Below are 17,282 nucleotides of genomic sequence, written 5' to 3'. Positions count from 1 at the left end.
CGATCACCGCATGACTACCCGCTGGACGTACGCCTTCGTTGACCGGCCCGTCGCACGATTCGCTCAAGCCTGCGACTTCTGGGCCGGCGCCACCGGCACGCGGTTGTCCGAGTTCCGGGGTGAGCGGCGGGAGTTCGTGACCCTCCTGCCGCTCGACGGGACCGACGCCTGCGTCAAGGTCCAGGCCGTCGCCTCGGGGCCCGGCGGAGCCCATCTCGACTTCAGCGTGGACGACGTACGCAAGTTCGCGAAGGCCGCGGCGGCGCTCGGCGCGCACGTGGTCGCCGACCAGGGCACCTTGGTCGTACTCCGCTCCCCCGCGGGCCAGCTGTTCTGCGCCGATCCCTGGCGCGGGCAGTCGGCCCGCCCCCCGGTGATCCGCGGCAGCCGCCTCGACCAGGTCTGCCTCGACATCCCGCCCTCCCTCCACGAGGCCGAAGTCGCCTTCTGGGCCGCCCTGTTGCCCGACTGGGAGTCGCTGCCCGGGTCACTCCCCGAGTTCCACGTGCTCAAGCCGCCGACCGGACTCCCGGTCCGCATCCTCCTCCAGCGCCTCGACGAGGAACGCCCCGCCTCCGCCCACCTGGACCTGGCCTGCGCGGACGTCGAGGAGACACGTGCGGAACACGAGCGTCTGGGGGCGGAGTTCGTCGCCGAGGGCAGCAGCTGGACGGTGATGAGGGACCCGGCGGGCGGCCTGTACTGCCTGACGGGGCGGGACCCGGAGACGGGCGGGCTGCCTAGCCGGAGGAGATGAACGCGCAGGCCACGACCGTCGGAGCTGCCCCGGGGTCGGCGCTGGGGGTGGGGCACATGGTCTCCCACCCCTCCGGAAGCCGCGGCGTCGGGCTGCTCTCCTCCCAGCCGTACGGCCCCGCCGGCTCGGTCGAGTCCTGGAGCCAGAGCGTCAGCCCGCCCCCGACGACCACGAGAGCCGCCCACACCAGCAGGGCCCAGCGCCATAAGTGACGGCTATCGCTCACCCCCACGGCTCCACGTCGACGACCGCGTGCACCGGGATCGGCCCGTAGATGTGCGGGAACTCCTCGGCGCCGGGCTCGGGGGCCTCGTACTTCAGCGGTACGTCGAGCCGGGCGGGGTCGATGACGAGGAGCACGAGTTCGTCGGGGCCGTCGTAGGAGCCGTAGAGGAAGGCCGCGACGGTCGGTAGCTGCTCGCGCGTCGAGCAGTGGATGAAGCCCTCTTCCTGGAGGGTGCGGCCGCGCGTCGACATCTCGTACGCGCCCCGGGCACGGGCCTCCTCCCACAGGGAGCGTTCGGTCAGGTGCACGATGTGGCTGGGTGTGGACATGACGTCACGTTAAGGCCTGAGCCGTGCCGCCCGCCCCTGCACATACCGCTGCTCGGGCAGGCTCAGGGTCTTTCCGGCCGCCGCCTCGTACGCGGCACGCGCCTCTCAGATGTCCCCGGCGCCGTCCAGGACGGGCCGGATCACCACCGGGTACTCGGGGGCGCCGGCGGGCTGGGGGCACTGGGCGATGCGCTCGGCGATCGCCGTGACGCGCTCCAGGCTCTCGCACTCCAGCACCCAGTAGCCGCACGGCAGTTCCTCGGTCTCGCTGTAGGGGCCGTCGGTGATCACCGCCTTGCCGTCCGCGCCCCTGCTGACGTGCCGGGTCTTCGCGGGCTCGGCGAGGCCCTGGGCGTCGAGCATCTCACCGGTCCCGGACAGGTCGTCGTTGATGGCGCCCATGAAGGCGTACATCGTCTGGATCTCCTGCTCGCTCCAGGCCGGGGAGTGCTCGGAGCCCTTGCCGCGCATGGCCTCGTAGTCGGCCTGGGTCCCCTCCACCATGACCAGGTACTTCATGATTCCGCTCCTTCGGCCCCGGTCGACTCGGCCGCCCGGTGCGGGCGGGGTTCAGGAACCTTTTCCGGCGGGTGCGCCGCCGTGGTCCTCGTCGGACTCGGCGGACTCGGCGGCTCTGTCGGCGTACGCCTCGCACTCGGGGTTGCGGCACGGGCCACCCGTCCACACGGGGACCCACGCACCCAGCGTCTTGTGACGCCGTACGACTGTCTCGACCGGCTGTCCGCAAACGGGACAGACGTGTTCGTCGCTGCCCATACCCTCAGGGTAGGACGAAGGGGCCGCCGCTGCCTGCCGCTCGCCCGGGCCGGGGTGCCCGCTTGGTCGGTACGGCGTCTCCTCGTGCCACCGGGACGCCCCGCGACGCCCCGTGACGCCCACGGGGCCGAGCAGCGGCCCGTGCTGAAGCTCCTCGCCCGGGTGCGGTCGTGGAACGCGCCGCCGCCGATGCCGGCCCCCGCTTGCGTCAGCTCGTCCTGCCGTACGTCCGCACCACGACGCCGTTGTCGAAGACGCGCACCTCGTCGAGCGTGAACTCGGTGAGGGCGAAGCCGGAACCGAACATCGGCATGCCGCTGCCGAGCACGACGGGGTACGTCTTGATGACGAGTTCGTCGATCTCGTCGTGGAGTTGGCCCGCGAGCTCGGAGCCACCGCACAGGTAGATGCCGAACTCGCCCTCCTCCGCCTTCAGTTCGCGTACCTTGCCGACCAGGTCGGCGCCGATGATCTCGACATGCGGGTCGGGCGACTGGGTGAGGGTGCGCGAGGCGACGTACTCACGCAGGTGGTCGTACGGGCTGGTGATGCCCTCCTTGAGGGCCACCTCGTAGCTGCCGCGGCCCTGGACGACCGTGTCGAACCTCCTGTGCTCCAGGTCGTGGATGCCGAGGGCCCTGCGGCCCTGGGCCGAGATGGTCTCCGGGTACTCGGCCTTGAGGAAGGCGAGGAACTCCTCGTCGACGAACCGGTACATGAACGACGCGTCGCCGCTCTCGTCCCCGATGAAGCCGTCGATCGTGCAGGCGATGAAGTACGTGAGCTTTCGCAAGCGGGTCTCTTTTCGTAGGCAGCGCTCCGGCATGTGAACCACGTCAGTTGTAGTACTTCACATGTAGTGGTTGCAAGGTGTTTTCGGCACCGGATGCAACTGAGAAGTGAGATTCCGCATGACCGGCCATCCGGAACGCCGGGCCGCCCTCGTGGACGCGGGGGTCGACCCGGTGGGTACGGCCTCGAACTACTTCGCGGACCGCGACGACCTGCTGCGGCAGATCGACACCCGCCTCCACGTCCGGCTGGCCCCCGATCCGGACAAGTTCGCCGAACTGCTGTCCCGGCCGAAGGACCGGTCCCTGGTCGCGGCGTTCATGCACGACCTGATGGGCCGGGCGACCCACGACCGCACGGGCTGTCTGGCCCTTCTGGAAATGCGCCTGGAGGCCACCCGCCGCCCCGAACTCCGCGCCTCCTTCACCACATCGGTCCGGGCGGACCTGGACGAGGGCATCCGGTTCCACCGCGAGGCGGGCCTCCCGGGCGGCGACGAGACGGTCACCGTGCTCCATCTGGCGATGCTGGGGCTGCTGCTGGAGCACCTGACGCCGCCCGGGGCGCTGGAGGGAGTGCTGCCGGGGGTGGGGGTCCCGGAGGGACTGGTGGAACGGATCGTGGCGGCCATCGTCCCGATGACCTGACCGGGAGCGCGGAGAACCAGCGTGACCAGCCCCGCACGGCGACCGTCCAACCGGCCATCTAGACGAGGGCGCGCAGAACCAGCGTGACCAGCCCCGCCCTGCCGCGACCGTCCTCCCGGCCACCAGACGAGGACGCGGAGAACCAGCGTGACCAGCCCCGCCCCGCCGCGACCGTCCTGCCGGCCACCTACACGAGGGCGCGGAGAACCAGCGCGACCGGCCCCGCTCGGCCGCTGTCACGGCCGCGGGAAGTCCCCTTCCGCGCCGCCCTCCCGGCTCTACCGCGCAGCGCGCGGCTCGCGCCACATCGGCCACATCCGAGGCCCGTCCGGCAGGTCGAGCGGGCGCTCCACCAGCTCGAACCCGAGCCGCTCGTAGAGCCCCCGGCTGCGCGCGCTGCTCGCCTCCAGATACGCCGGCATCCCCTCCCGGTCGCACCGCTCCAGAACCGACCCGATGAGCGCGGTCCCGAGCCCCTCGCCCTGCCGCTCGGGAGCCACGCCGATCATCCACAGGTACTCGTGGGCCCGCCCGGCAGGATGCACCTCGGCGGTGAGCCGTCCGATCAGCTCGATGCGCTCATTGCCCGGATCGAGAGCCTCCCGCAGTGCGGCGAAGTCGTCCTCGCCGTCGTGCTCACCACCCCCGTCCGCCGGGACGGGCAGCCACAACGCGCACGCGGTCCCCTCCTCCGTGACATCCACCCGCCCCTCGGCCATCACGATGTCCACGAACGCGGCCATCAACCGGGGATGCGTCGTACGGCGGTACTCCTCCTCCGGGAAGATCCATCCGCTGACCGGGTCGTCCTGGAAAGCCGAGTCCAGCAGCCGCGTCACCAGCTCACGGTCGCTTCCGCCGGCCGTCCGTATCGCCACGCCCATGCCCCACCCCTTCAACTCAACCCCCGTCGGCCACAAGGGTGTTGAGACTAGCCGGTGAGCATGCGGAAGCGGGCCCCGCACACCGTGGGGATGTGCGGGACCCGTCGGCCGGAGCCCCCGGGGGCCGCGCGGGGTCAGGACCGCGCGGTACCGGGCGCTCCGGGGCCCTCAGGCGGTGCGCCGCGTCACGAACTCCGCGAGGGAGAGCAGCCCGCCGGCCGCCTCCGGATCGGGCACCGCACGCGTCAACTGCCCCATCGCCCGGGCCATCCGGTCGGCCGCCTGCACCTGCGCCCAGTCGCGGCCGCCGGCCTCCTCGACGGCGAGGGCCGTACGCGCCAGGTCCTCCTCGGCGTACGGCGCCGTGTACAGCTCGGCCAGTTCGGCGGCGGCGGCCGTGCCGGAGGTGAGCGCGGCGACCACCGGGAGGGACTTCTTCCGGGCGGCGAGGTCCGCGCCGGCCGGTTTGCCGGTGCGGCTCGGGTCGCCCCATATGCCGATCACGTCGTCGATCAGCTGGAAGGCCAGGCCCGCCTCCCGGCCGAACGCGTCCATCGCCTCCACGTCCTCGGCGGACGCGCCCGCGTACAGCGCGCCGAGCGCACAGGCGCACCCGAGCAGCGCGCCCGTCTTGGCCTCGGCCATCACGAGCACCTGGTCGAGGGTGACCTCGCCGGGAGCGAGTCCCTGCATGGCGGTGTCCTCGTGCTGGCCCTCGCACAGCTCGACGACACAGGCCGCGAGCCGGGCGGCGGCCGCTCCCGCCGCGGGGTGCGGGTCCTCGGCCAGCAGCCGGAGCGCCAGCGCCTGGAGGGCGTCCCCGGCCAGGATCGCGTCGGCGTCACCGAAGACGGTCCACGCGGTGGGGCGGTGCCTGCGGGTGGTGTCGCGGTCCATCACGTCGTCGTGCAGCAGTGTGAAGTTGTGCACCAGCTCCACCGCCACGGCCGCCCGGACCGCCGCCGCCCGCGCCCGGTCCCCACCGAGAGCGGCGGCCGCGGTGAGGACGAGGGCGGGCCGTATCGCCTTGCCCGCGTTGCCCGTCGCCGGGGTGCCGTCGGCGTCCTGCCAGCCGAAGTGGTAGAGCGCGACCCGGCGCAGGGAACCGGGCAACGACTCCAACGCGGACCGCAGTTCGGGGTCGACCGACGCCCGGACCCGCTCCAGGATCACCGCGGCCTCATGGCCGTCGAGGGAGTGCGGCTCTGGCCCGTCGAGCGGGCCCGCCTCCCCGGCCGGCCGCCTGTCCCCCGTCCGCCCGGCGGCCGACGGCTCCGTCCTCCCGGTGACCGTCACCGACCTCCCCCCGGTGGCCGGCGCCGCCCTCCCCCCGGCGGTCGGCGCCCGTGCCTCCGTGTTTTCCGTCGCCAGTGCCTGCGTACCCGTCGTGAACTCGGCCATGGAACCCCCCTCGGTCAGTCCGCTGACGGTGGCGCTTCCGCTGCGGGCGGCCGCGCTCCTGCGAGGTGCCCCCACCCCGGAGGTCGACCGAGGTGCCCCCACCTCGGTGCTCGACCGGGGTGTACCCGCCCCGGCGGGCGGGGACACGGCTCCCGGGTGCGGGAACGTCACCTCCACCGGCCGATCTCGACGTTCTCCAGGACTCCGAGCGCGTCCGGCACCAGCACGGCCGCCGAGTAGTAGGCCGTCACCAGGTACTTGATGATCGCCTGTTCGTTGATGCCCATGAACCGCACCGACAGGCTCGGCTCGATCTCGTCCGGGATACCGGCCTGCTGGAGGCCGATGACGCCCTGGTCGGCCTCACCGGTACGCATGGCGATGATCGAGGTGGTCCGCTCCGGGGTGACCGGGATCTTGTTGCACGGGTAGATCGGCACGCCGCGCCAGGTGGGGATGCGGTTGCCGCCCACGTCGATGGTCTCGGGGACCAGTCCGCGCTTGTTCAGCTCACGGCCGATCGCGGAGATCGCGCGCGGGTGGGCGAGCAGCAGCTTGGTGCCCCGGCGGCGGCTGAGCAGTTCGTCGAGGTCGTCGGGGCTGGGCACGCCGTCGTGCGGCTGGAGCCGCTGGTCGTACTCGCAGTTGTTCAGCAGTCCGAACTCACGGTTGTTGACGAGCTCGTGCTCCTGGCGCTCCTTGAGTGCCTCGACGGTCAGCCGGATCTGCTGTTCCGTCTGGTTCATGGGCTGGTTGTAGAGGTCGGCCACACGCGTGTGGATGCGCAACACGGTCTGGGCGATGCTCAGTTCGTACTCGCGGGGCCGGGCGTCGTAGTCGACGAAGGTGTGCGGGATGTCGGGCTCGCCCTCGTGGCCCGCCGCGAGGTCGATCTCCTTCTCGCCGTACTTGTTGGTGCGCTGCGAGGGGATCGCGCGCTGCTCCCGGAGGTGCTCGCGCAGGGCTTCGGCGCGCTCCGCCACCTGGTCGACGTCCTGGCGGGGCAGCACGAGGACCGTGCACGCGGTGGCCGCTCGGGCGGTGTACTCCCAGATGGCGTCCGGGTCGAGGAGTGCCTGGTCGCCGAAGTAGGCGCCGTCGGCAAGGACTCCGAGCACCGCGTCGTCACCGTAGGGGCCGGTGCCGACCTTCTCCACCCTGCCGTGCGCCAGCAGGTACACCTCGTCGGCCTGGGCGCCGAAGGAAGCGATCACCGAACCCTGGGTGAACTCCCGCTGCTGGCAGCGCTGGGCGAGTTCGGAGAGCACGTCGTCGTCCTCGTAGGACCTGAGCGCCGGCAGCTCGCGCAGCTCGGCGGGGATCACCTCGACCCGGTCCCCGGTCTTCACGAAGGTCACCCGGCCGTCGCCCACGGCGTAGCTCAGACGTCGGTTCACCCGGTACGTACCGCCCTGGACGTTCACCCACGGCAGCATGCGCAGCAGCCAGCGGGAGCTGATCTCCTGCATCTGTGGTGCGGACTTGGTGGTGGTGGCCAGGTTCCGCGCGGCCGCTGTGCCGAGGCTCTGCTGCGGCCGGTCCTGCTCGGTGCGGACCTCTTCGCCTACCGACATAAGGAATTGCCCTCCCGGTACATGCCCGGACGCGATCTACGCCCGGGCATCGATGTGCAGGAGCAAGCCTTCCTCACGGAACGTGCCGGTGCTATTACCCGAAAGAGGGGGAATGGATCACTGCGCGGCTGGGCATATGCGAGGTTCCTATCCACTGACACCCAGTCAATTTCGCTGTCGTGAGCGGAATTTGACTGTCCGAATCCACTCGCACGCTGTGCGGACCAGGAGACGGAGTCCGCTGCTTTCGGTACAAGCACCAGTGAGGACCGGCCGTGGTCGGCGGCCGGCGCGCAGTGCGAAGGAGGGAGCCATGGCCTCACCCATGTCCGCGGGCAGATTCCTGGCCGTCCTGCGGGCGGAGGGTGCCACCGTCGTCGAGGTCGGCGACTGGGAGCACCACAACCGCAACCACGTCGGCGCCTGGGGACCGGTGCACGGCGTGATGATCCACCACACAGTGACCAGGGGCAGCGCGGCGACGGTGGAACTGTGCCGCAAGGGGTACACCGGCCTGCCGGGCCCCCTGTGCCACGGCGTCATCACCAAGGACGGCACCGTCCACCTCGTCGGCTACGGCCGCGCCAACCACGCCGGCCTCGGCGACGACGACGTCCTGCGCGCGGTGATCGCGGAGAAGGCGCTCCCCCTCGACAACGAGGCCAACACCGACGGCAACCGCCACTTCTACGGCTTCGAGTGCGAGAACCTCGGCGACGGCGAGGATCCCTGGCCGGCGGCCCAGCTCACGGCGATCGAGCGGGTCTCCGCGGCGGTGTGCCGCCACCACGGCTGGACGGAACGGTCGGTCATCGGCCACCTGGAGTGGCAGCCGGGCAAGGTGGACCCGCGCGGCTTCACGATGGCCTGGCTGCGGGGCCGGATCCGGGAGCGCCTGAAGTGACCCCGCGGGTCACAATGGGGACGTGACCGGCCTCGACACCCTGCGCCCCCGCCTCCCCTCGCCCCTGCAGGAGCTGTCGGACCCCCGCTTCGCCCGGCACGGCCTGCGCCTTCTCCTCAAGCGCGACGACCTGATCCACCCCGAGCTCGTCGGCAACAAGTGGCGCAAGCTGGCGCCGAACCTCACCGCGGCGGCCGGCCGCACGGTCGTCACGTTCGGCGGCGCGTACTCCAACCACCTGCGTGCCACGGCCGCCGCGGGCCGCCTCCTGGGCCTGCCCACGGTGGGCGTGGTCCGCGGTGAGGAACTCGCCGACCGTCCCCTGAACCCGTCCCTCGCCCGGTGCGCGGCCGACGGCATGCGGCTGCACTTCGTCGACCGGCCGACGTACCGCCGCAAGACCGAAGCGGACGTCCTCGCGCGCGTGCTGCGCGCGGTGGACGCCGAGGACGCGTACGTCGTCCCGGAGGGCGGCAGCAACGCGCTCGCGGTACGTGGCTGCCGCGCGCTCGGCGAGGAGCTGTCGGGGCGTGCGGACGTCGTCGCGGTCGCCTGCGGCACCGGCGGCACCCTCGCGGGCCTGGCGGCCGGACTGGGCCCGGGCCAGCGCGCCCTGGGCACAGCAGTCCTCAAAGGCGGCTTCCTGACGGCCGGCGCAAGGGCGCTCCAACGCGAGGCCTTCGGAGGACCGCGCGGCGACTGGACAGTCGACGACCGCTTCCACTTCGGCGGCTACGCCCGCACCACACCCGAACTGGACGACTTCGCCGAGGACTTCGAGAACCGCCACGGCGTGCCCGTGGAACGTCTCTATGTCGCCAAGTTGCTGTATGGATTGGCCGCCCTTGCCGAGGAGGGTGCCTTCCCCCGCGGGGCGACGCTCGCGGCGGTGGTCACGGGCCGCCCCTTCACCTGACCCTCGTTCGCCCTACTCGGCCGCCTCCCGGTACGCCGCCGCCTCCTCCAGGTCCAGCCTGCGCAGCAGGGTCCGCAGCATCTCGTCGTCGATGTAGCGCAGGTCCCGCAGCTTCACGAACACCGCGCGCTCGGCGCCGATCATCTCCCCGGACAGCCTGCGGTAGGTGTCGTCGACGGTCTCGCCGGTGAGGGGGTTGGACTGGCCGAGGCGTTCCCAGACGGCGTTGCGGCGGCGGTCCAGGACCATGCGCAGGCGGTCGGCGAGGGGCGGCGGGAGGGCGTTGCGCTCGTCGGCGAGGAGTTCGTCCAGGCGCCGTTCCGCGGCCCGCGAGGCCTGCGCCTGGGCGTTGGCCTCGGCGAGGGTCTCGGCCTGCTGGTCGCGGCCGGGAAGCTTCAGCATGCGGATCAGCGGGGGCAGGGTGACGCCCTGGACGACGAGGGTGCCGATGACCGTCGTGAAGGTGAGGAAAAGGATCAGGTTGCGGCCCGCGAACGGTTCGCCGTCGTGCAGGTGCTCCGGGATGGAGAAGGCGATCGCCAGCGAGACCACGCCCCGCATGCCGGCCCAGGCGATGACGAACGGCGCCTTCCAGGTGGGGTCGTCCTCACGCGCGCGGATCCGCGCGGAGAGCATGCGCGGCAGGAAGGTCGCCGGATAGACCCACACGAACCTCGACACGACGACCACGAGGAAGACGGCGACCGCGTACCAGGCGGCGCGGCCGCCCTCGTACTCCCCGAGGCCCCTCAGCACGACGGGCAGTTGCAGCCCGATGAGGGCGAACACCGACGACTCCAGGACGAAGGCGACCATCTTCCAGACGGCGTCCTCCTGGAGGCGTGTCGCGAAGTCGACCTCCCACGCGCGGTGTCCGAGGAAGAGGGCCACCACGACCACCGCGAGGACCCCGGACGCGTGGAACTGCTCGGCCGCCGCGTAGGCGACGAACGGGATGAGCAGGGAGAGCGTGTTCTGCAGCAGCGGCTCCTTCAGGTGGGTGCGCAGCCAGTGGATCGGCACCATCAGCACCAGGCCGACCGCGACCCCGCCGACCGCCGCGAGCAGGAATTCGCCGATGCCGCCGGCCCAGGTGGCGCCCTCGCCGACCGCGGCCGCGAGCGCGACCCGGTAGGCGGTGATCGCGGTCGCGTCGTTCACGAGGGACTCGCCCTGGAGGATGGTCGTGATCCGGGAGGGCAGCCCCACGCGGCGTGCCACCGCCGTCGCCGCCACCGCGTCCGGCGGTGCCACCACCGCGCCCAGCACGAGCGCGCCGGTCAGCGAGAGGCCCGGCACGATCTGGTACGCCGCCCAGCCGACGACGAAGGTCGCGAAGAGCACGTATCCCACCGACAGCAGTGCCACGGGCCGCATTTGCGCCCTGAGGTCGAGATAGGAGCTGTCGGTGGCCGCGGAGTGCAGCAGCGGCGGCAGGATGATGGGCAGCACGATGTCCGGGTCGAGCGTGTACACCGGGACCCCGGGAAGGTACGAGACCAGCAGTCCGGCCGCGACCAGCAGCAGTGGCGCCGGAACGGGGGTCCGCCGGGCGGCCGCGGCGACCGCCGCGCTCCCCGCCACCAGCAACAGCAGTGGCATCACGTCCATGGCCCTCGCCCGCCCTCGCTCATCGTCGTGCGCCCGCCCTCTTTTTCCGCGCGGCCGCCCGCGCGGCCGTCGTAACCTGGCAATCATGAAACAGTGCACGCACGCCGACGCGCTGCCGCACCCGGAGCCCGAGCCGCTCAACGACACGTGCCCGGAGTGCCTGAGGGACGGTACCCACCCGGTACAACTGCGCCTGTGCCTGTCCTGCGGTCACGTCGGTTGCTGCGACTCCTCGCCGGGACAGCACGCGACGAAGCACCACAAGGACACCGACCACCCGATCATGCGCACCCACGAACCCGGTGAGAACTGGCGTTGGTGCTTCGTGGACCACGTCCTTGTGTGACCCTGGACCGTCGGGTTCCAGGACGGTTCGACCGTCTGACGTCTGGGTACGTCAACCCGGCGCGCGTTCTTCCCAATTGGAGCCGCAAACCCCCTAGACACGGAGCGTGTCCACAGTTTTACTGTGAGTGACGGCAAGGGGTTGGGGTCCCGGGGACAGGAATGTCGAGAGCGCGGTAGCGTCACCGCTGAACCACACGTCGCGTTACTCCGGGGGGCGACCCTCGGCCCCCGTAAAGCTTGTACCACCTTGGAGGTGAGGGTGTCCCAGATCGCAGGCGAGCCCGCGACCCAGGACTTCGTGGAAGTCCGGCTGCCGGCCGCGGGTGCCTACCTGTCGGTGCTGCGGACGGCCACGGCCGGCCTCGCGGCCCGTTTGGACTTCACCCTCGACGAGATCGAGGACCTGCGCATCGCGGTGGACGAGGCCTGCGCGATCCTGCTCCAGCAGGCCGTGCCCGGCTCGGTGCTCAGCTGTGTCTTCCGACTCGTCGACGACTCGCTGGAGGTCACCGTCTCGGCCCCGACCACGGACGGTCACGCACCGTCACGGGACACCTTCGCCTGGACCGTCCTGTCGGCCCTGGCGGGCAAGGTCTCGTCGGCCGTGGACGAGGACAAGACCGTTTCGATCAGCCTCTACAAACAGCGCGGCGCGGGACCCGGGCCGGCGTGAGGAACGGGGACGGGCCGGTGCGGGACGAAGAGCGCGGCACACGGGAGCTGTCGGCCGGGGGCGGACACCGTCCTCCCTGCCCGAGCGGCGCCGACGGCCTGGGTGACGACGGCCTCGGCGGTTCCCGTCGTATGGCGGACGGCATCGACGGCATCCCCGAGCAGGCCCGGCCGCATCCGCAGGAGGACGTCGTCGACACGACGGCGACCGGCCTCCTGGACGACGGGCAGGGGGATCGGAAAGGTGCCGTGCAGGGTGCGCCTCCGGCAGGGCGGGCCGGGGTCCTCCCGGTGCCGACGGAGGCGAGGGCTCGTGGAAGGGCGACGGGCGGGACGATGAGCGAGCACGAGCGAAACGCAGAGGACGGCGCGGCGGGCGCGAACAACACGCCGGTCCCGCGGCACGACCCCCAGGACCGCAGCGGGGCACGGGCCCTGTTCGTCGAGCTGCGCGCGCTGAAGGACGGCAGCCCGGAGTACGCGGAGCTGCGCAACCAGCTGGTCCGGATGCATCTGCCGCTCGTCGAGCACCTCGCGCGCCGCTTCCGCAACCGCGGCGAGCCGCTGGACGACCTGACCCAGGTCGCCACCATCGGCCTGATCAAGTCGGTCGACCGCTTCGACCCGGACCGTGGGGTGGAGTTCTCGACCTACGCGACCCCGACGGTCGTCGGCGAGATCAAGCGCCACTTCCGTGACAAGGGCTGGGCGGTCCGCGTCCCCCGCAGGCTCCAGGAGCTGCGTCTCGCGCTCACCACGGCGACGGCGGAGCTCTCCCAGTTGCACGGCCGCTCCCCCACGGTCCACGAACTGGCCGAGAAGCTGGGCATCTCGGAGGAGGAGGTCCTGGAGGGCCTGGAGTCGGCCAACGCGTACTCCACGCTGTCCCTGGACGTCCCCGACACGGACGACGAGTCCCCGGCGGTGGCGGACACCCTCGGCGCGGAGGACGAGGCGCTGGAGGGCGTCGAGTACCGGGAGTCGCTCAAGCCGCTCCTGGAGGACCTCCCGCCCCGCGAGAAGCGAATCCTCCTGCTCCGCTTCTTCGGCAACATGACCCAGTCGCAGATCGCGCAGGAGGTCGGCATCTCCCAGATGCACGTCTCCCGCCTGCTGGCCCGCACCCTGGCCCAGCTCCGGGAGAAGCTGTTGGTGGAGGAGTAGGCCGACCCCGGCCGCTCAGGCCCTACGACGGTCCTACGACGACGACAGGCCGCCTCGGCCGCAGATCCGACGCCACGCCTTCGACGTACGGCTACCGCTTGCCGTCCTGCGCCCGCCCCGGCCCCCTGATCCCGAGCGCCTGGGTCGTCGCCGGGTTGATCAGGAGGACCAGCGCGGCCACCGCGACGACCGCGAGGGCGATGCCCGCCGGGATCGCCACACTGTCGGCCTGGAGGAGGTTGTAGGCGACGGGCAGGGCCATGATCTGGGTGATGACCGCCGGGCCCCGGCTCCAGCTGCGCCGGGCCAGCAGCCCGCGGGCGGCGAGGAGCGGCAGCAGGGCGAGAACGATCAGCGTGATGCCGCCGGTGACGGCGGACTGCCGGTCGTCCGGGTCGCCGACCAGGCCCTCCACGAGCATCCAGACGCCCCCCGCGACGAGCGCGAGCCCCTCCAGGGCGGCCAGGGCGGCGGCGTAGGTCAGGCGCCGCGGGCGCGGACCGGCGGTCTCCGGGGCGGTGGGGATCTGCTCGCTGCTCACCCCTGAAGAGTAGCCCTCGGCCCCGGAAACCCCCTGGGTGAGGCGCGGGCAACGCACACCCCCGCGCGCGGGTTGCCTCACGCCCCCGTGGCAAGGTTCACGCGCCGAAGTCTTACGTGATCCCTATCTCGACCTGTGCCCGGTACCACCCAGTAGGTACGCTGCAACCCATGCGTGCACTTCTCGTGGTCAATCCGGCGGCAACCACCACAAGCGCACGTACGCGCGATGTCCTGATCCACGCGCTCGCGAGCGAGATGAAACTCGAGGCGGTCACCACCGAGTACCGCGGCCACGCGCGCGACCTGGGCCGACAGGCGGCGGAGAGCAAGGACATCGACCTGGTCGTGGCCCTGGGCGGCGACGGCACGGTCAACGAGGTCGTCAACGGCCTCCTGCACGCCGGCCCCGACCCCGAGCACCTGCCCGGCCTCGCCGTGGTCCCCGGCGGCTCCACCAACGTCTTCGCCCGCGCACTCGGCCTGCCCAACGACGCCGTCGAGGCCACCGGCGCCCTCCTGGACGCCCTGCGCGAGGGCAGCGAGCGGACGGTCGGCCTGGGGCTGACCGCGGGTACGCCCGGCACCGAGGACGAAGCCGTGCCGGGACGCTGGTTCACCTTCAACGCGGGGCTCGGATTCGACGCCGGTGTGGTCGGCCGGGTGGAGCAGCAGCGCGAGCGCGGCAGGAAATCCACACACGCTCTCTACGTCCGTCAGGCATTGCGCCAGTTCTTCGGCGAGGCGCACCGCCGACACGGGACGATCACCGTGGAACGTCCGGATGCGGAGCCGGTGACCGATCTGGTCCTTTCCATAGTCTCGAACACCTCTCCGTGGACCTTCCTGGGCAATCACCCGATGTACGCGTCGCCTAAGGCCTCGTTCGATAAAGGCCTCGACGTACTCGGCCTCACCCGCATGACGACGACCGCGATCGCCCGATATGGCACGCAGTTGCTCACTTCGTCCCCCGACCGCGGCCCCCAGGGCAAGCACGCCGTGTCCCTGCACGACCTGGACCAGTTCACCTTGCATTCGAAGGTGCCCCTGCCCCTCCAGATGGACGGCGACCACCTCGGACTGCGTACGAGCGTGACGTTCACAGGCGTACGCCGTGCACTGCGTGTGATTGTGTGAGCAGAAGGGGCTAAAGTCCTTTCACTCGAACGTTTAGGCCAGGGTCCACCCCATGGAAGTACGGCTGTGACCTAGTCGACACCGAGGAATCAAAAAAAACTTTCCGGAAGGGGTTGTATCCGCCGCTGAGGTTTGCGAGTCTCTACGTGGCGGTCGGGACAGCCCGCAACACCAGCGTCCACAGGCCACCGGAACCCCTCTTCAATCCACAGGACCACGCCGAGGAAGACTCGGTGGACGGCCCTTCACTTGTTGAGGGATTCGTGAAAGCGTTCACATTCACAAGCAACTTGCACGTAATACCAAGGAGAGGTAGCAGCCATGGACTGGCGTCACAACGCCGTTTGCCGCGAGGAAGACCCCGAGCTCTTCTTCCCCATCGGCAACACCGGTCCTGCGCTGCTGCAGATCGAGGAAGCCAAGGCCGTCTGCCGTCGCTGCCCCGTTATGGATCAGTGTCTGCAGTGGGCGCTCGAGTCCGGTCAGGACTCCGGCGTCTGGGGTGGTCTCAGCGAGGACGAGCGTCGCGCCATGAAGCGCCGTGCCGCCCGCAACCGGGCCCGTCAGGCCTCCGCCTGACATACCCACCCCGTACAGCCTGAGCTTGGCGGCGCGTACACCGCGTACGCTTCTCCCGCCCCGAGCCGCAGCGCGCAGTACCCCCGATGCGCAGCACAACGCTGGCAACGAGCATTTGAGCCCCGGACCCCTGAACGGTCCGGGGCTTTTTGCTGTGCCCCGGACCGCGTACGCCCCTACTTCTGCGCCTGCACCGGCACGTCGAGGATCACGCGGGTGCCGCCCTCCGGCGCCGGGACCATGTCGAAGGTTCCGCCCAACTCGCCTTCCACCAGCGTCCGTACGATCTGCAGGCCCAGGTTGCCCGCGGTGTGCGGGTCGAAGCCCTCGGGCAGGCCGACGCCGTCGTCCTGGACGGTGACGAGGAGGCGGGCCTCCTTGGTGGTGCCGCCGCGGACGGCCGTGACCTCGACCGTGCCGGTCTCGCCCTCGCGGAAGCCGTGCTCCAAGGCGTTCTGCAGGATTTCGGTGAGGACCATGGACAGCGGGGTGGCGACCTCGGCGTCCAGGATGCCGAAGCGTCCGCTGCGCCGGCCGGTGACCTTGCCCGGGGAGATCTCGGCGACCATGGCGAGCACCCGGTCGGCGATCTCGTCGAACTCCACGCGCTCGTCCAGGTTCTGAGACAGCGTCTCGTGGACGATGGCGATCGAGCCGACGCGGCGGACCGCCTCCTCGAGGGCCTCCCGGCCGCGGTCGGACTCGATGCGCCGGGCCTGCAGGCGGAGCAGGGCCGCCACCGTCTGGAGGTTGTTCTTCACCCGGTGGTGGATCTCCCGGATGGTCGCGTCCTTGGTGATCAACTCGCGCTCGCGGCGGCGCAGTTCGGTCACGTCCCGCAGCAGGACCAGTGAACCGATGCGGGTGCCCTTGGGCTTGAGCGGGATCGCCCGGAACTGGATGACCCCGTCGTGCGCCTCGATCTCGAACTCCCGGGGAGCCCAGCCGCTGGCGACCTTGGCGAGCGCCTCGTCCACCGGGCCGCGGGTGGGGGCGAGTTCGGCGGTGGTCCGGCCGAGGTGCTGGCCCACGAGGTCGGAGGCGAGGCCCATGCGGTGGTAGGCGGAGAGGGCGTTCGGGGAGGCGTACTGGACGATGCCGTCCGCGTCGAGGCGGATCAGTCCGTCGCCGACCCGCGGGGCCGCGTCCATGTCCATCTGCTGGTTGGGGAACGGGAAGGAGCCGGCCGCGATCATCTGGGCCAGGTCGGACGCGCTCTGGAGATAGGTCAGTTCGAGACGGCTCGGGGTGCGGACGGTCAGCAGGTTGGTGTTGCGCGCGATGACACCGAGGACGCGCCCGTCCCGCCGTACCGGAATCGACTCGACGCGGACCGGGACCTCCTCGCGCCACTCCGGGTCGCCCTCGCGCACGATCCGGCCCTCGTCGAGCGCCACGTCCAGCAGCGGGCGGCGGCCGCGGGGGACGAGGTGGCCGACCATGTCGTCCTGGTAGGAGGTGGGGCCGGTGTTGGGCCGCATCTGGGCGACGGAGACGTAGCGGGCGCCGTCGCGGGTGGGGACCCACAGGACGAGGTCGGCGAAGGAGAGGTCGGAGAGCAGCTGCCACTCCGAGACCAGCAGGTGCAGCCACTCGAGGTCGGAGTCGTCGAGTGCGGTGTGCTGGCGGACCAGTTCGTTCATGGAGGGCACGGATGCGAGCGTACCTGGGGGTATGTGAGTGACCTAAAAGCACCGTGCGTCGGTGGGATCCCGGGCCCGGAAACACCCGCGGGCCGCGGCGCCTGGGAAGGACCCTCAACCTTCCCGGCACCGCAGCCCGGAGCAATATCGGCCGTGGGGTGTGCGGTCCCGGTCGGCCGAGGTGAGGATCCGGGGCAGTCAGGGCAGAGAGCTCCGGGTCCTCGGTCCGTCCTCCTGTGCGGGGAAGACGGAAGTCGCGCTTCAATTGTGGACTAGACCACTAGGTGTGTCCATGCGTTGGAGCCTGTTTGTTGTTGGAGCTTTCCCTCACGGGAGTCACTTAGTCGGACGCCCTAACAACCTCCACGCAGCCTAACG

Annotated in this window: 20 protein-coding genes; 10 read left to right on the top strand and 10 right to left on the bottom strand. The window is 71.0% G+C overall.

What is annotated here, in order from left to right:
- Positions 1 to 10 precede the first annotated feature (10 nt).
- On the top strand, positions 11 to 757 hold the full coding sequence (locus ABZ098_RS09925) for a VOC family protein (protein WP_356589016.1): 747 nt from the start codon (positions 11 to 13) through the stop codon (positions 755 to 757).
- Positions 754 to 969 carry a hypothetical protein gene (locus tag ABZ098_RS09920; RefSeq protein WP_356589014.1) on the top strand — a complete coding sequence of 72 codons (216 nt, stop codon included), beginning with the start codon at positions 754 to 756 and terminating at the stop codon, positions 967 to 969. Before ABZ098_RS09925 ends, ABZ098_RS09920 begins: the two co-directional genes overlap by 4 nt.
- 10 nt (positions 970 to 979) lie before the next feature.
- Here ABZ098_RS09920 and ABZ098_RS09915 read toward each other — a convergent pair whose 3' ends face one another.
- The 4 genes from ABZ098_RS09915 to ABZ098_RS09900 all read right to left on the bottom strand — a co-directional run bounded on the left by ABZ098_RS09915 (position 980) and on the right by ABZ098_RS09900 (position 2,882).
- Complete coding sequence (locus tag ABZ098_RS09915) at positions 980 to 1,312, bottom strand: DUF952 domain-containing protein (protein ID WP_356589012.1); 333 nt, start codon at positions 1,310 to 1,312, stop codon at positions 980 to 982.
- Positions 1,313 to 1,417: 105 nt separating this feature from the next.
- Positions 1,418 to 1,831, bottom strand: a complete 414-nt coding sequence (locus tag ABZ098_RS09910; protein ID WP_356589010.1) for a YciI family protein — start codon at positions 1,829 to 1,831, stop codon at positions 1,418 to 1,420.
- 51 nt (positions 1,832 to 1,882) lie between these two features.
- The gene (locus ABZ098_RS09905) at positions 1,883 to 2,089 is read right to left on the bottom strand and encodes a hypothetical protein (RefSeq protein WP_356589008.1); all 207 of its coding nucleotides are present in this window, start codon (positions 2,087 to 2,089) and stop codon (positions 1,883 to 1,885) included.
- A 208-nt stretch (positions 2,090 to 2,297) separates the two neighbouring features.
- Entirely contained in the window at positions 2,298 to 2,882 is a 585-nt protein-coding gene (locus ABZ098_RS09900) for a dihydrofolate reductase family protein (RefSeq protein ID WP_356589006.1), read from the bottom strand.
- 118 nt (positions 2,883 to 3,000) lie between these two features.
- On the opposite strand from ABZ098_RS09900, the gene ABZ098_RS09895 reads away from it, so the two are divergent.
- A complete protein-coding gene (locus tag ABZ098_RS09895) occupies positions 3,001 to 3,528 on the top strand; it encodes a TetR/AcrR family transcriptional regulator (RefSeq protein ID WP_356589004.1) in 528 nt (175 codons plus the stop codon).
- A gap of 278 nt (positions 3,529 to 3,806) precedes the next feature.
- On the opposite strand, the gene ABZ098_RS09890 is transcribed toward ABZ098_RS09895, so the two are convergent.
- The 3 genes from ABZ098_RS09890 to ABZ098_RS09880 form a co-directional block, all read right to left on the bottom strand.
- Positions 3,807 to 4,412, bottom strand: coding sequence for a GNAT family N-acetyltransferase (locus ABZ098_RS09890; RefSeq protein WP_356589002.1), 606 nt, complete (start codon positions 4,410 to 4,412; stop codon positions 3,807 to 3,809).
- A 168-nt stretch (positions 4,413 to 4,580) separates the two neighbouring features.
- Positions 4,581 to 5,813 (bottom strand): family 2 encapsulin nanocompartment cargo protein polyprenyl transferase, encoded by a 1,233-nt coding sequence (locus ABZ098_RS09885; RefSeq protein ID WP_356589000.1) that lies wholly within the window; start codon positions 5,811 to 5,813, stop codon positions 4,581 to 4,583.
- Between the two features lie 167 nt (positions 5,814 to 5,980).
- On the bottom strand, positions 5,981 to 7,387 hold the full coding sequence (locus ABZ098_RS09880; protein WP_356588998.1) for a family 2B encapsulin nanocompartment shell protein: 1,407 nt from the start codon (positions 7,385 to 7,387) through the stop codon (positions 5,981 to 5,983).
- A 313-nt stretch (positions 7,388 to 7,700) separates the two neighbouring features.
- Between ABZ098_RS09880 and ABZ098_RS09875 the strand changes: the two genes are divergently transcribed.
- Positions 7,701 to 8,291 (top strand): N-acetylmuramoyl-L-alanine amidase, encoded by a 591-nt coding sequence (locus ABZ098_RS09875; RefSeq protein WP_356588996.1) that lies wholly within the window; start codon positions 7,701 to 7,703, stop codon positions 8,289 to 8,291.
- Between the two features lie 22 nt (positions 8,292 to 8,313).
- A complete protein-coding gene (locus tag ABZ098_RS09870; protein WP_356588994.1) occupies positions 8,314 to 9,207 on the top strand; it encodes a pyridoxal-phosphate dependent enzyme in 894 nt (297 codons plus the stop codon).
- 12 nt (positions 9,208 to 9,219) lie between these two features.
- Here the strand turns inward: ABZ098_RS09870 and ABZ098_RS09865 are convergent, their stop codons facing one another.
- Complete coding sequence (locus ABZ098_RS09865) at positions 9,220 to 10,818, bottom strand: Na+/H+ antiporter (protein WP_356588992.1); 1,599 nt, start codon at positions 10,816 to 10,818, stop codon at positions 9,220 to 9,222.
- 85 nt (positions 10,819 to 10,903) lie between these two features.
- Between ABZ098_RS09865 and ABZ098_RS09860 the strand changes: the two genes are divergently transcribed.
- From ABZ098_RS09860 to ABZ098_RS09850, 3 genes are all read left to right on the top strand, one after another.
- A complete protein-coding gene (locus tag ABZ098_RS09860) occupies positions 10,904 to 11,164 on the top strand; it encodes a UBP-type zinc finger domain-containing protein (protein WP_356588990.1) in 261 nt (86 codons plus the stop codon).
- Between the two features lie 261 nt (positions 11,165 to 11,425).
- Positions 11,426 to 11,839 (top strand): anti-sigma regulatory factor, encoded by a 414-nt coding sequence (locus ABZ098_RS09855; protein ID WP_004925829.1) that lies wholly within the window; start codon positions 11,426 to 11,428, stop codon positions 11,837 to 11,839.
- A gap of 17 nt (positions 11,840 to 11,856) precedes the next feature.
- Positions 11,857 to 13,002 carry an RNA polymerase sigma factor SigF gene (locus ABZ098_RS09850; RefSeq protein WP_356588988.1) on the top strand — a complete coding sequence of 382 codons (1,146 nt, stop codon included), beginning with the start codon at positions 11,857 to 11,859 and terminating at the stop codon, positions 13,000 to 13,002.
- A 91-nt stretch (positions 13,003 to 13,093) separates the two neighbouring features.
- On the opposite strand, the gene ABZ098_RS09845 is transcribed toward ABZ098_RS09850, so the two are convergent.
- A complete protein-coding gene (locus ABZ098_RS09845) occupies positions 13,094 to 13,543 on the bottom strand; it encodes a hypothetical protein (RefSeq protein WP_356588986.1) in 450 nt (149 codons plus the stop codon).
- Between the two features lie 170 nt (positions 13,544 to 13,713).
- Here ABZ098_RS09845 and ABZ098_RS09840 point away from each other — a divergent pair, with 170 nt between their 5' ends.
- Positions 13,714 to 14,682, top strand: a complete 969-nt coding sequence (locus ABZ098_RS09840) for a diacylglycerol kinase family protein (RefSeq protein ID WP_356588984.1) — start codon at positions 13,714 to 13,716, stop codon at positions 14,680 to 14,682.
- A gap of 321 nt (positions 14,683 to 15,003) precedes the next feature.
- Positions 15,004 to 15,261, top strand: a complete 258-nt coding sequence (locus tag ABZ098_RS09835; RefSeq protein ID WP_006142322.1) for a WhiB family transcriptional regulator — start codon at positions 15,004 to 15,006, stop codon at positions 15,259 to 15,261.
- A 176-nt stretch (positions 15,262 to 15,437) separates the two neighbouring features.
- Here ABZ098_RS09835 and ABZ098_RS09830 read toward each other — a convergent pair whose 3' ends face one another.
- Positions 15,438 to 16,904 (bottom strand): PAS domain-containing sensor histidine kinase, encoded by a 1,467-nt coding sequence (locus ABZ098_RS09830; RefSeq protein ID WP_356589393.1) that lies wholly within the window; start codon positions 16,902 to 16,904, stop codon positions 15,438 to 15,440.
- Between the last annotated feature and the right edge of the window lie 378 nt (positions 16,905 to 17,282).

This window comes from Streptomyces sp. NPDC006335 (assembly GCF_040612795.1).
Classification (GTDB): domain Bacteria; phylum Actinomycetota; class Actinomycetes; order Streptomycetales; family Streptomycetaceae; genus Streptomyces.
This window is presented reverse-complemented; position numbering and strand designations above follow the sequence as displayed.